The sequence below is a fragment of the Mycobacterium sp. NGS58 genome (assembly GCF_059812385.1).
The window spans coordinates 102,604-116,231 of sequence record NZ_JCALCO010000005.1; the positions used below are offsets into that span (position 1 = coordinate 102,604).

The window sequence follows — 13,628 nt, forward strand, 5'->3', positions numbered from 1 at the left end:
CGCGGCGATGACCGTCGAAACCGTATTGGTCACCGGCGCATTCGGGCAAGTCGGTAAGCGCTGCACGCAGATCCTGCTGGAACGGGGGCGAACCGTCATCGCGATGGATCTGCGCACCGACAGCACGGTCGCGGCCGCTAAAGAGCTTGCCGGCGCGGATCATTCGGGAACGTTGATTCCCGCCTACACCGATCTGCTGGACGCCGAGGCGGTGGACCAGCTCATTGCCGCCCACAAGCCGGGGGCCGTCATTCACCTGGCCGCCATCGTGTCCCCACCGTCATATCGCAACCCGGGGTTGGCCCGGCGCGTCAATGTGGGCGGCACCGAGAATCTCTTGACGGCCTGCTCGGCACTCCCCCGCCCGCCACTGTTTCTCATGGCTTCCAGTGCCGCGGTGTACGGATCGCGCAACCCCTACCGTCGGCCCGAGCGGATCACCCCGGATACCCCGGTGAACCCCATCGATCAGTACGGCCAGGACAAGGTGCTTGCCGAGGCGGCGATCCGCGGTAGCGGCCTGCCATACGCGCTGTTTCGGCTTGCGGGTGTCATCTCCCCGGACACACAAGCCGGTATCAACGGTGACTACCTCATACTCATGCGTTCGATGCCGATCGACAACCGCATCCACACGGTGGATGCGCGCGATGTGGCGCTGGCGTTCGCCAACGGCGTCGACCGGGAGGCCTCGATCTCCGGCAAGGTCGTGCTCGTCGGCGGCAACGAAACGTACGTGCTGCTGCAGCAGAGCCTGCAGGACGATCTGATGAGCGCGGCCGGCCTGGGCCCACTCGGGCCCGCCGCGGGCCTGCCCGGCGACCCGGCCGACGACCGCGGCTGGAGTTTCACCGGCTGGTACGACACCACCGAGGCGCAGGCGCTGCTCGACTTTCAAGAGCACGACTGGAGTCAGACGCTGGCGTGGATCGCCGAATCGCAGGGCCGCGTGCGCACCGTGCTGCGGGTGCTTGCGCCTCTGCTGCGGCCGGCGTTGCGCGCGGTGTTGATCGTTCAGCGCCGGATCGAGGGACGCGGCCCCTACGCCGCCCCGTGGTCGTTGATCGAAAAGAAATATGGCACAGCGGCTTTAGCCAGCGTCGACTAGCGCGACCAGCACCGGTCGCTAGCGGTCAATCCATGCCATCTGCGCATCGGCGTGATGCCCTCCGACCGGTGGAGTGAGTCCATCCAGTCTCGCCAGTTGGTCGGCAGTCAGCTCCACCGCGTCGGCTGCGACGTTTTCCTCCAGGCGCGTGACACGCTTGGTTCCCGGAATGGGCACGATGTCAGGGCCTTTCGCGAGTAGCCAGGCCAGGGCGACCTGGGCCGGCGTCGCGCCGACGTCCGCGCTGATGTCGCGCACCTCGTCCGCGCACCGCAGGTTGTGCGCGAAGTTGTCGTCGAAAAACCGCGGGTTCGTCTTGCGGTAGTCGGTGTCGGGCAGCTCCTGCGTGGAGCGGATGGCGCCGGTGAGGAAGCCACGGCCCAACGGCGAGTAGGCGACGAAGCCGATCCCCAAATCGCGTAGCACCGGCAAGATCTCGTCTTCTTGATCGCGCGTCCACAGCGAGTACTCGGACTGGACGGCCGCGATCCGGTGCACGGCGTGGGCGCGACGAATGGTGTCCACGCCGACTTCGGACAGACCGATGTGCCGGATCTTCCCGGCGGCGACCAGCTCGGCCAACGCGCCGACCGTGTCTTCGATCGGGGTCTGACGGTCGAGTCGGTGCTGGTAGTACAGATCGATATGATCGGTCGCCAACCGTCGCAGCGAACCGTCCACGGCGATGCGGATGTTGGCGGGGCTGCTGTCCAGACCCTCGCGGCCGGTGTGCGAGATCAGGCCGAATTTGGTTGCCAGGACCACTTGATCGCGTCGGCCCCGCAAGGCACGGGCCAGAAGTTCCTCGTTGACGTAGGGGCCGTAGACCTCGGCCGTGTCGATCAGCGTGACACCCAGGTCGATGGCGCGATGAACGGTGCGGATCGATTCCGCATCGTCACTGCCCGCGCCGGCGTAGGCCACCGACATCCCCATCGCACCCAGCCCGAGGCGACCGACCTGCAGCTCGGCGAGTTGAGCCAGTTTCATCAGATGTCTCCTATTTACGGTTGCGCGGAGCCTCAACGAGTGCCGAACGGTACCGTGGCGCTGTGTACCGCGTCGAGCTTCCCCCGATCTGATGGACCGCGCAAACACCCCGGAGCGCAATCTGGCGGTCGACTACTACCGCGTGTCGGGCGTGGTGTTGATCGTGCTGGGACACTGGCTGGCCGGATCGGTGACCTACCACGACGGGCAGTTCGGCAGGCAGAACCCGCTCGTCGACATCCCCTGGACCCAGTGGCTGACCTGGCCCTTCCAGGCTGTCCCGGCGTTCTTCCTGGTTGCCGGCTACGCCGGCGCCGTGTCCTGGACGCATCGGCATGACACCGACGGAGTTTCACGCCGGACCTGGGTGCAGCGCCGGTTGGCGCGAGTGCTCGGTCCGACGGCTGTGTACACCGCACTGGTGTCGGTGGTTGTGGTTGTGCTGGGCGCCTGCGGCGTGCCCGGCTCGATCCTCGAGTACGCCGGCTGGGCGGTGGCCATGCACCTGTGGTTCCTGGCCGTGTATCTGGTTGTCGTGTCGCTGACGCCGATTGCGATTGCCGCGCAACGCCGTTGGGGGTTACTGGTGCCGGGTGTTCTCGCATTGGTCGTCGCGATGGTGGATGTCGCCCGGCTCGCGGGCCACGTGCCCTACCTCAATTGGGTCAATTATCTGCTGGGCTGGGGCACCCTGTATCAACTCGGGATCGCTTGGCACGGCGGATCATTGGCCGGACGCAGGCCCTGGCTACTGGCCGGTGCTGCTGCAGTGGTGCTGGCGCTGCTGGTATGGCTGAGAATCTATCCGGTCAGCATGATCGGAGTTCCGGGACAGACCATCGACAACACGACTCCACCTACCGTGGCCCTATTGGCGTTCGGGTGCGCCCAAGCCGGAATTGCGATGGCGGTCACTCCAGCGCTCAACCGCGCGCTGCGCGCCATGCGCGTCGAGCGCGCGCTGTCCATCGCCAACAACAACATCATGGCCCTTTACCTGTGGCACATGATTCCCGTCGTGGTCGTAGCGATCGTCGGCTACCCGGCCGGACTCCTGCCGCAGCCGCCCGAAGGTAGCGCGGATTGGTGGCTGGCCCGGCTGGAATGGGTGGTCGTCCTCAGCGTGGTGACCGCGGTCGAGTTGGTGCTGCTGTTCTGGGCGCGAAGGCTTTTCGCGGCTCCGCTGCCCCTGCTCGGTGTCCCGCTCACGGAGCGCTGGGCGGAACCGGCAATGCTGGCCGGCGCCGCTATGGCGGCATACGCTTTGTCCCTGGTTGCCGCCGAGGGCTTCGCTCCCGACGGACGCTTTCCCTGGCTGACCGCAGCGATCTTCGCCGCGGGAGCGCTGCTGGCGGCGTTTCGCCCCATGGCCCGCGTCGCAGCTCGCGCGCGGGTCGCCCCTCGCTAAGCGACTTTCGGCCCTGCAAGAGGGGCCGTAGTGCCCTGGCCGGCGTCGGACGCGGAGAGAAACGTCGCCGGCAGGCTCGGAATCCTCGAATGCTCAAGCACCGGGCCGATGAGGGAGCGAGCACATGTTGGACAGCGTGAACGTCCAGGACGGCGAAATCCCTCAGCAGCACGCATTGAATGCCGGATACCCTGCAGCACAACTATTTTCACGAGGCTGCGCGACCGCGAACCGGCTCGCGATTCGCGAGCACGTTTGCCGCTGCCGTCTCCGTCCCGCAACTGTGTGCGGCCCGACATGACCGCGGCGCTGACGGCCGCCGGCAAATTAGGCCGACGGATGAGGCCGGGCACGGAGGTGGCCGGCGGCTTCTTCAGAATGTGCGTGCTGACGGCCAAAGCGCTGAGACAGCCGTTCGAGTGGCGCGAGTTCATCTGGAATGGCTGGTTTCTCATGCGGGTATCGCTGCTGCCCACCATCGCGGTGTCCATCCCTGAAACCGTGCTGCTCATCTTCACGCTCAACCTCTTGCTGGCAGAGATAGGCGCCTCCGACGTCTCCGGTGCCGGTGCCGCGATCGGCGCGGTCACCCAGCTCGGCCCGATCGTGACGGTGCTGGTGGTCGCCGGCGCGGGCGGCACCGCCATCTGCGCCGACCTCGGCGCGCGCACCATCCGCGAGGAAATCGACGCGCTCGAGGTGCTCGGCATCGACCCCATCCACCGGCTGGTGGTGCCCCGCGTCGTCGCCTCGACACTCGTCGCGGTGCTGCTCAACGGTCTCGTAGTCGCCGTCGGCCTCGGGGGCGGCTACCTATTCAGCGTGTACCTGCAGAACGTCTCGAGCGGTGCCTACCTCTCCACGCTGACGGCGCTCACCGGCCTGCCCGAGGTGGTGATCGCGTTCATCAAGGCCGCCACGTTCGGCCTGATCGCCGGCCTGGTCGGCTGTTACCGCGGGCTGATCGTCCGCGGCGGATCCAAAGGGTTGGGCACTGCGGTCAACGAGACGGTGGTGCTGTGCTTCATCGCGCTGTTCGCGGTCAACGCGGCGCTGACCACCATCGGCGTCCGATTCGGAACGGGGCGCTGAGATGACAACGACATCAGCGGTTCCCGCACGGCACATCCGCTTTCCGCGGGCGACCCTCAGCCGGTACGGCGCCGCCCCGGACCGGCTGCTGGTCGAGATCGGTCAAATGGTGTGGTTCGCACTGACCGCCATCGGGCAGATCCCCTTCGCGATGCACCGCTACCGCAGGGAGCTGCTGCGAATGGTTGCCCAGATGGGCATGGGTAGCGGCGCGATGGCCGTGGTCGGTGGCACCGCCGCCATCGTCGGCTTCATCACGCTGTCCGCGGGTTCGCTGGTCGCCATCCAGGGCTACGCGACGCTGGGCAACATCGGTGTCGAGGCGTTCACCGGATTCTTGGCCGCGCTGGTCAATGTGCGGTTCGTGGCGCCGGTGGCCGCCGGTCAGGCGCTGGCCGCTACGGTCGGCGCCGGCGCCACCGCCGAACTGGGCGCGATGCGCATCAGCCAGGAGATCGACGCGCTCGAGGTGATGAGTATCCGGTCGGTCGCCTACCTGGCGTCCACCCGGGTCGTCGCGGGTCTGATCGTCATCATCCCGCTCTACGGGTTGGCGATGACCATGGCCTTCCTGTCCCAACAGGTCACCACGGTTTTCTTCTACGGACAGTCCGTCGGCACGTACAACCACTACTTCCACACATTCCTGCGCCTCAACGACGTGGGCTGGTCTTTCGCCGAGGTCATCCTTGTTGCAGTCGTCGTGATGACCACCCACTGCTACTACGGCTACACCGCCACCGGCGGCCCGGTCGGTGTCGGCGAGGCGGTCGGCCGATCGATGCGGCTGTCGCTGATCACGATCGTCGTGGTGGTCGTGCTGACCGCGATGGCGGTCTACGGAAAAACGCCGAACTTCAACCTCACCGTGTAGCCGCCATGACACGCCCGGTTCAGGAGAACTCGCCACGCATCCCGCCGTACCGGACGGCGGCGTCGGTATTCCTGGTGGTCGCCGCCGCGGTGCTGGCGTTCGTGTGGCTGCAGTTTCGGGGCCAACTGTCGCCGACGACCCGCTTGACGATGTTGGCCCCCCGGTCGGGTTTGGTAATGGACCCGGGGTCGAAGGTCACCTACAACGGCGTGGAAATCGGCCGGGTGGCCAGCATTTCGGAGGTCGAGCGTGACGGGACTCCGGTGGCCAGGTTCGTCATGAACGTGAATCCGAAATATATCGAACTGATTCCGGCCAACGTGGACGCGAACATCAAGGCGACCACGGTGTTCGGCAACAAGTACGTGTCGCTGACCTCTCCAAAACACCCTGCACCGCAACGTATCACGTCACAACATGTGATCGATGCGAGGTCGGTGACAACGGAGTTCAATACGCTCTTCGAGACGATCACCGCCATTACGGAGAAGCTCGATCCGGTCAAGGTGAACATGACGCTGGCCGCGGCCGCGCAGGCGTTGACCGGGTTGGGCGACAAATTCGGGCAGTCGATCGTCAACGCCAACGCCATCCTCGACGACATCAATCCGCAAATGCCGCAGATCCGGCATGACATTCAACAGTTGGGGGCCCTGGGCGACATCTACGCCAACGCCGCGCCGGATCTGCTCGACTCCTTGAACAACGCGGTGATCACGGCGCGAACGCTGCACCGTCAGGAGGCCGACCTGGATGCCGCGTTGCTGGCCGCGACCGGGCTGGGCAATACCGGCGCGGACATCGTCGCCCGTGGCGGCCCCTACCTGCAGCGGGGGACCGCCGATCTGGTTACCACCGCCGGACTGCTCGACACCTACAGCCCCGAGATCTTCTGCACCATCCGCAACTACTACGACGAAGAGCCCCATGCCTACGAAACGACCGGCGGCGGCAACGGCTACGCGCTGAAAACAATGACCGAGCTGACGTCGGGATTGGGAAACATCCTCACGCTTCCCGGTTTGACCGGCACGGCGGCCACCTTGGGTCTCCTCGGGCTGGCCGGGCTGGTCGGCGGTGCGCCGAATCCCTTTGTGTATCCGGACAATCTGCCACGGGTGAACGCCCACGGCGGCCCAGGGGGTGCGCCGGGCTGCTGGCATGCCGTCAGCCATGACCTGTGGCCGGCGCCGAGCCTGGTGGTCGACACCGGCGCCAGCCTCGCGCCGTACAACCACCTGGACACCGGCTCGCCGTACGCAATCGAGTACGTGTGGGGCCGTCAGGTCGGGGACAACACGATAAACCCATGAAAATCACCGGCTCCGCGATCAAGCTCGGCATCGTCTCACTGGTGCTGCTGCTGATCACCGTGTCGATTGTCGTGGTGTTCGCCCAGATGCGCTTCAACAGCACCAACACCTATTCCGCGGAGTTCAGGAATGCCGGCGGGCTGAAAAACGGCCAGTTCGTCCGCGCCGCGGGAGTCGAGATCGGCAAGGTCAAAGCGGTGCGCCTGATCGACGGCGGCCAGCGGGTTTTGGTGGACTTCGACGTCGACCGCTCGACAACGCTCTTCCAGTCGACGACCGCACAGATCCGCTATCTCAACCTCTTCGCCGACCGCTACCTGGAGCTCAAGCGCGGCGACGGCGAGGGCGTCGACCGGGTCCTGCCGCCGGGCGGATTCATCCCACTGTCCCGAACGTCGCCGCCGCTGGACCTCGACGCCCTGATCGGTGGTTTCAAGCCACTGTTCCGGGCGCTCGATCCGGAGAAGGTCAACACCATCGCGTCGGCCATCATCACCGTCTTCCAGGGGCAGGGCGGCACCATCAACGACATCCTCGACCAGACCGCGCGGCTGACCGCGCACATCGCCGAACGCGACCAGGCGATCGGCGAGGTGATCAAGAATCTGAACACGGTGCTGGACACCACTGTTCGGCATCGCAAAGAGTTCGACCAGACCGTCGACAACTTCGAAAAACTGATCACCGGGTTGCAAAACCACGCCGACCCGCTGGCCGCCGGCACCGCGAACATCAGCAACGCCGCCGGAACGGTGGCGGACCTGCTCTCGGACAACCGCGCCTTGCTGCACAAGGCGATCAACTACCTGCAGGCCCTGCAGCAGCCGCTCGTCGACCAACGGGATCAGCTCGGTGATCTGATCCACAAAACGCCGACCGCGCTCAACCTGATCGGCCGCAGCATCGGGCTCTACGGGGACTGGGTGAACTTCTACGTCTGCGACCTCACGATCAAATGGAACGGACTGCAGGCCGGGGGCCCGGTGCGCACAGTTCGAATCTGGCAGCAACCCACGGGCAGGTGCACGCCGCAATGAGAACGCTGACGGAATTCAACCGCGGCCGAGTCGGGCTGATGGGCATCACCGTGCTTTTGCTCGTGGTCGCCGTCGGCCAGAGCTTCACCAGTATCCCGATGATGTTCGCGAATCCGAGCTATTACGGGCAATTCACCGACACCGGTCAACTCAACAAGGGCGACAAGGTGCGCATCTCCGGCGTGAACGTCGGCAAGGTGGAAGCGTTCGAAATCGACGGCGACCACGTCCGAATCAAGTTCTCCATCGGGGCCAACACCATCGGCACCGAGAGCCGGCTCGCGATCAAGACCGACACCATCCTGGGCAAGAAGGTGCTCGAGATCGAGCCGCGGGGAAGTCGGCCGTTGCGGCCCGGGGAAGGGTTGCCGCTGGGCCAGAGCACGACGCCCTACCAGCTTTACGACGCGGCTTTCGACGTCACCAGGGCCGCCACCGGCTGGAACATCGACACCGTCAAGCAGTCGCTGAACGTGTTGTCGCAGACCGTCGATCAGACCTCCCCGCATCTGAGTTCGGCACTCGACGGCCTGGCCAAGTTCTCCGACACCATCGGCAAACGCGACGAACAGATCAAGCACCTACTCGCTCAGGCCCACCAGGTGGCCAGCGTGCTCGGCGACCGCAGCGAACAAATCAACAGGTTGTTGGTCAACGCAAAGACGCTGCTGGCCGCTTTCAACGAACGCGGTCGTGCCATCGCTGCTCTGCTGCATAACGTTTCCGCCTTCTCGACCGAGGTGCAAGGGTTCGTCAACGACAACCCGAACCTCAATCCCGTGCTCGAGCAACTACGTGCAATCAGCGACGTGCTGGTTGCACGCAAAGACGACCTGGCCCAAACCCTCACGTACGTCAGTCAATTCGCCGCATCACTGGGGGAATCCGTCGCATCGGGACCGTACTTCAAGATAGTCCTGTCCAACCTGCTGCCCTATTGGGTCTTGCAGCCGTGGGTCGACGCCGCCTTCAAGAAGCGGGGCATCGACCCGGAAGACTTCTGGCGCAGCGCCGGTCTGCCCGAGTTCCGCTGGCCCGACCCCAACGGCACCCGATTCCCCAACGGCGCGCCGCCACCCGCACCTCCGGTGCTCGAGGGCACCCCGGATCATCCGGGGCCGGCCGTCCCGCCCGGAACGGCGTGCTCGTACACGCCGCCGCCCGACGCCCTGCCGAGGCCGTGGAACCCGTTGCCGTGCACGGGTGTTGACGGCGGCCCGTTCGGCGGCAGCTTCCCGGCGCCGATTGATGTGCAGACCTCGCCGCCCAACCCGAACGGCCTGCCACCGACCCCCGGAATCCCGATCGCCGGGCGACCGGGCGAACCCCCACCCGACGTCCCGGGCACACCGGTTCCGTTGCCCACCCAGGCTCCCCCGGGCGCGCGCACCGAGAACCTGCAACCCGCCGGCCCCACCCCGCCACCGTCGACATTCGCGCCCGGACTGCCGCCAGGGCCAACCGCCCCACCGGGGCCCGGGCCGCAGCTGCCGGCACCGTTCGTCAACCCCGGCGGCACGGGTGGCAGCGGCATCACCGGAGGGAGCCAGAATTGAGCAGCGTCTTTCACATCCGCAAACTGCGGCCCCGGACGGTCATTGCAGCGCTGGCGGTGTTGCTGGCCCTGGTCGCCGCCATCGTCGCCTGGCGGCTGTACCAAAAGTTGACCACCAACACCGTAATCGCTTATCTCCCAATGGCGAACGCGCTGTATTCCGGGGACAAAGTCCAAATCATGGGCGTTCGCGTGGGTTCGGTCGACAAGATCGAACCAGCCGGCGACAAGATGAAGGTGACTTTTCACTACGACAACAAATACAAGGTGCCGGCCAACGCGTCCGCCGTGGTCGTGAGCCCCACCCTGGTGGCGTCGCGCAGCATTCAATTGGAGCCACCCTACAAAGGTGGTCCGGTGATGGCCGATAACGCGGTGATCCCGATCGGGCGCACTCAGGTGCCGACGGAGTGGGACGAACTGCGCGAAAGCGTCGCCAACATCATCAACAAGCTCGGCCCGACACCGGAGCAACCGAAGGGACCCTTCGGGGACGCCATCGAGTCTTTCGCGGATGGGCTGGCCGGGAAGGGCAAGCAGATCAACACCACGCTGAACAGCCTGTCGCGGTCGCTGACCGCGCTGAACGAGGGCCGTGGCGACTTCTTCGCGGTGGTGCACAGTCTGGCCCAGTTCGTCAACGCCCTGCACAAAGACGACCAGCAATTCGTCGCGCTGAACAAGAACATGGCCCAGTTCACCGACAAGTTGACGGGGTCCGACCGCGACCTCTCCACTGCCCTACAGCAATTCGACAACCTGCTCTCCACGCTGCGGCCGTTCTTGACCAAGAACCACGAGGTGCTCACGCACGACGTCGACAACCTCGCCACCCTGACCACCACACTCGTCCAACCCGACCCGCTGAACGGCCTGGAGACCGCCCTGCACGTCCTGCCGACGCTGGAAACCAATTTGAGCCAGATCTATCACCCGTCGCACGGCGCTGTCATGTCCATCCCAGCGATCCCGAATTTCGCGAACCCAATGCAGTTCGTCTGCAGCATGATTCAAGCCGGCAGCCGGCTGGGCTATCAGGACTCGGCCGAACTGTGCGCGCAATACCTGGCACCGATCCTCGACGCGATCAAGTTCAACTACCCGCCGGTTGGGCTGAACCTGTTCAGCACCGCCGAGACGCTGCCCAAAGAAGTCGCCTACTCCGAGGAACGGCTGCACCCACCGAACGGATACAAGGACACCACGGTGCCCGGAATCTGGGTGCCCGATACCCCGCTGTCGCACCGCAACACCCAGCCCGGCTGGATTGCGGCGCCCGGCATGCAGGGCACGCAGGTCGGACCGATCACCGGCGACCTGATGACCCCCGAATCCCTGGCCGAATTGATGGGCGGCCCGGACGCGACTCCCCCGCCGCCGGGCCTGCAGACCCAGCCGGGACCGCCGAACGCGTACGACGAGAACCCCGTGGCGCCCGGTCCGGTCGCGCCGACCCCCGCGGCCGCATCGACAGGAGCGGGATCGTGATGAATGCGATGCGTGCATTCGGCTCTCGCGCCCGGCGCCGCACCCGGAGAGGGTTGGCCCTGTTGAGCATTGCGATGGTGCTGGCATCGTGCGCGAAATGGCATGGGATTGCAAATGTTCCGATGCCTGGTGGCCCGGGCTCCGGGCCCGGCTCCTACACCGTCTACGTGCAGCTGCCCGACACGCTGGCGCTCAATGACAACAGCCGGGTGCGCGTGGCCGATGTGTTCGTCGGCACGGTGCGCGCGATAGAACTGAAGAACTGGGTCGCGACGCTCACGCTACGTCTGGGCAAGGGCGTCAAGCTGCCCAAGAACGCGACGGCCAAGATCGGGCAGACCAGTCTCCTTGGTTCTCAGCATGTGGAGCTAGCTGTGCCACCCAACCCGTCCCCGGAGCCACTCAAGGACGGCGACACCATCCCGCTGAAGAATTCGTCCACTTACCCCACGACCGAGCAGACGCTGGCAAGCCTCGCCATCGTCCTGCACGGCGGCGGCGTCCCGAACCTCGAAGTGCTTCAGAACGAGGTCTACAACATCGTGCACGGGCGGGCCGACCAGATTCACGCGTTCCTCGGCAAGCTGGACACCTTCACCGCGCGGCTCGACGAGCAGCGCGCCGACATCACCCGAGCCATCGATTCCACCAATCGGCTGCTGGCGTACGTGGGCCCCCGCTCGGACGTCCTGGACCGGGTCCTCACCGAATTCCCGCCACTGCTCAAGCATTTCGCCGACAAACAGCAACTTCTCGTCGACGCGATCGACGCGACCGGACGGCTCAGCCAGCTCACCGACCGATACCTGTCGGCCTCGCAAAGCGACCTGCACCAGGATCTGCAGTCGCTGCAGTGCCCGCTGCGAGAACTCGGCCGCGGCGCTCCATACCTGATTCGCGCACTCAAGCTAATCCTGGTGCGCCCGTTCGACCTCGACGCGGTGCCCAAGGCGTTTCGTGGCGACTACTTCAACCTGTCGCTGACGCTCGACCTGACCATGAGCGCGGTCGACAACGCAGTGCTCACCGGCACCGGATTCTCCGGAGCGCTGCGCGCACTCGAGCAATCCTGGGGCCGCGACCCCGAAACGATGATTCCCGACGTCCGGTTTACGCCGAACCCCAACGACTTTCCGGGCCGCCCCCTGGTCGAAAGGGCGGACAGGCAATGCTGACCCGCTTCATCAAGCGACAGCTGGTCATGTTCGCAATCCTCACGGCCGTCACGGCCGTGGCGCTGGGCTGGTACTACTTGCAGATTCCCACTGCTGCAGGGATCGGCCAGTACACGCTGAAGGCCGACCTGCCCGCGTCGGGCGGGCTGTACAAGACGTCCAATGTCACGTACCGCGGTGAAACCATCGGCACGGTCACCGCCGTCGAGCCGACCGCCGCGGGAGCGCGGGTGACCATGAGCATCGGCAACCGGTACAGGATCCCGGTTGACGCGTCCGCGAACGTGCATTCGGTGTCGGCGGTCGGTGAGCAGTATCTGGACCTGGTCTCGTCGGGCAACCCGGGCCAGTACTTCTCGCCGGGTCAGACCATCACCACGGGCACGGTGCCCACTGAGATCGGGCCGGCGCTGGATGCGGCCAACCGCGGGCTCGCGGCACTGCCCAAAGACAAGATCGCCTCTTTGCTCGACGAAACGGCCCAGGCGGTCGGCGGATTGGGCCCGGCCCTGCAACGACTGGTCGATGCGACGCAGGCCATCGCCGGTGACTTCAAGACCAACATCGGAGACGTCAACGACATCATCCAAAACTCGGGGCCGATCATCGACAGCCAGGTCAACTCCGGTGACTCGATCGAGCGCTGGTCGCACAACCTGGACATCCTGGCTGCCCAAAGTGCGGAAAACGATCAGCACGTGCAGAGCATCCTGTCTCAAGGAGCCCCGACGGCCGATCAGGTCAACGACGTATTCGGCGACGTCCGCGAGTCGCTGCCGCAGACACTGGCGAACCTCGCGATCGTGCTCGAGATGCTCAAGCGCTACCACAAGGGCGTCGAGCAACTATTGGTTGCCTACCCACAGGGCGCATCGGAGGGCCAGACCGTCACGTCGGCCTTCCCGGGTTATGCGTCACTCGGCACCTCGTTGACGATCAATCAGCCCCCGCCGTGCCTGACCGGGTTTCTCCCCGCCTCCCAGTGGCGGTCTCCGGCGGACACCAGCCTGGAGCCGATGCCGCCTGGAATCTATTGCAAAATACCGCAGGACACTCCCGCCAACGCCGTGCGCGGCGCACGGAACCTTCCGTGCGTCGATGTTCCCGGTAAGCGCGCCGCGACGCCGCGGGACTGCCGCGACGCCAAGCCGTACGTTCCGCTGGGCACCAACCCCTGGTTCGGCGAACCGAACCAAATCCTGACCTGCCCGGCCCCCGCAGCGCGCTGTGACCAGCCCGTGAAGCCCGGCCTGGTGATTCCTGCGCCGTCGGTCGACAACGGCCTCAACCCGGCGCCCTCGGACCGGGTAGCGGGGACGCCGCCCCCGATCAGCGACCCACTGCAGCGGCCCGGATCCGGAACCGTCGAATGCAATGGGCAGCAACCCAATCCATGCGTCTACACCCCCGGCGGTCCTCCCCGCGCCGTTTACGCCCCCCAGAGTGGCGAACTGGTGGGGCCTGACGGTGTCAAGTATGCGGTCGACAATTCGAGCAAAACGGGTGACGACGGCTGGAAGGACATGCTGGCGCCGTGGGCCAGCCGTTGAGCACGCGCTACTTCGATGAGGTTGCGGCGGGGCAGACT

The 13,628-nt window shown here is 65.7% G+C and carries 11 protein-coding genes; 10 read left to right on the forward strand and 1 reads right to left on the reverse strand.

All coding sequences use genetic code 11. From position 1 onward, the window contains the following. The first annotated feature begins 7 nt into the window (after positions 1-7). Entirely contained in the window at positions 8-1,108 is a 1,101-nt protein-coding gene (locus AC5Y4H_RS07005) for an NAD-dependent epimerase/dehydratase family protein (RefSeq protein WP_499979750.1), read from the forward strand. Between the two features lie 18 nt (positions 1,109-1,126). Here the strand turns inward: AC5Y4H_RS07005 and AC5Y4H_RS07010 are convergent, their stop codons facing one another. Continuing rightward, a complete protein-coding gene (locus AC5Y4H_RS07010; protein ID WP_499979751.1) occupies positions 1,127-2,098 on the reverse strand; it encodes an aldo/keto reductase in 972 nt (323 codons plus the stop codon). 91 nt (positions 2,099-2,189) lie between these two features. Here AC5Y4H_RS07010 and AC5Y4H_RS07015 point away from each other — a divergent pair, with 91 nt between their 5' ends. From AC5Y4H_RS07015 to AC5Y4H_RS07055, 9 genes are all read left to right on the forward strand, one after another. Further along, positions 2,190-3,506: an acyltransferase family protein gene (locus AC5Y4H_RS07015; protein WP_499979753.1), complete on the forward strand. Its 1,317-nt coding sequence runs from the start codon at positions 2,190-2,192 to the stop codon at positions 3,504-3,506. Positions 3,507-3,845: 339 nt separating this feature from the next. Continuing rightward, on the forward strand, positions 3,846-4,598 hold the full coding sequence (locus AC5Y4H_RS07020; RefSeq protein ID WP_499979755.1) for an MlaE family ABC transporter permease: 753 nt from the start codon (positions 3,846-3,848) through the stop codon (positions 4,596-4,598). Position 4,599: 1 nt separating this feature from the next. Further along, positions 4,600-5,472, forward strand: coding sequence for an MlaE family ABC transporter permease (locus AC5Y4H_RS07025; RefSeq protein WP_499979757.1), 873 nt, complete (start codon positions 4,600-4,602; stop codon positions 5,470-5,472). Between the two features lie 5 nt (positions 5,473-5,477). Then, a complete protein-coding gene (locus AC5Y4H_RS07030; protein WP_499979758.1) occupies positions 5,478-6,785 on the forward strand; it encodes an MCE family protein in 1,308 nt (435 codons plus the stop codon). Then, the gene (locus AC5Y4H_RS07035; RefSeq protein WP_499979760.1) at positions 6,782-7,822 is read left to right on the forward strand and encodes a virulence factor Mce family protein; all 1,041 of its coding nucleotides are present in this window, start codon (positions 6,782-6,784) and stop codon (positions 7,820-7,822) included. Before AC5Y4H_RS07030 ends, AC5Y4H_RS07035 begins: the two co-directional genes overlap by 4 nt. Continuing rightward, the gene (locus AC5Y4H_RS07040; protein ID WP_499979761.1) at positions 7,819-9,378 is read left to right on the forward strand and encodes a virulence factor Mce family protein; all 1,560 of its coding nucleotides are present in this window, start codon (positions 7,819-7,821) and stop codon (positions 9,376-9,378) included. The genes AC5Y4H_RS07035 and AC5Y4H_RS07040 overlap by 4 nt, the downstream gene beginning before the upstream one ends. Continuing rightward, positions 9,375-10,865 carry a virulence factor Mce family protein gene (locus AC5Y4H_RS07045; protein ID WP_499979763.1) on the forward strand — a complete coding sequence of 497 codons (1,491 nt, stop codon included), beginning with the start codon at positions 9,375-9,377 and terminating at the stop codon, positions 10,863-10,865. Before AC5Y4H_RS07040 ends, AC5Y4H_RS07045 begins: the two co-directional genes overlap by 4 nt. Then, on the forward strand, positions 10,865-12,040 hold the full coding sequence (locus AC5Y4H_RS07050) for a virulence factor Mce family protein (protein ID WP_499979764.1): 1,176 nt from the start codon (positions 10,865-10,867) through the stop codon (positions 12,038-12,040). The genes AC5Y4H_RS07045 and AC5Y4H_RS07050 overlap by 1 nt, the downstream gene beginning before the upstream one ends. Continuing rightward, on the forward strand, positions 12,034-13,590 hold the full coding sequence (locus AC5Y4H_RS07055) for an MCE family protein (RefSeq protein WP_499979766.1): 1,557 nt from the start codon (positions 12,034-12,036) through the stop codon (positions 13,588-13,590). The genes AC5Y4H_RS07050 and AC5Y4H_RS07055 overlap by 7 nt, the downstream gene beginning before the upstream one ends. Positions 13,591-13,628 lie beyond the last annotated feature (38 nt).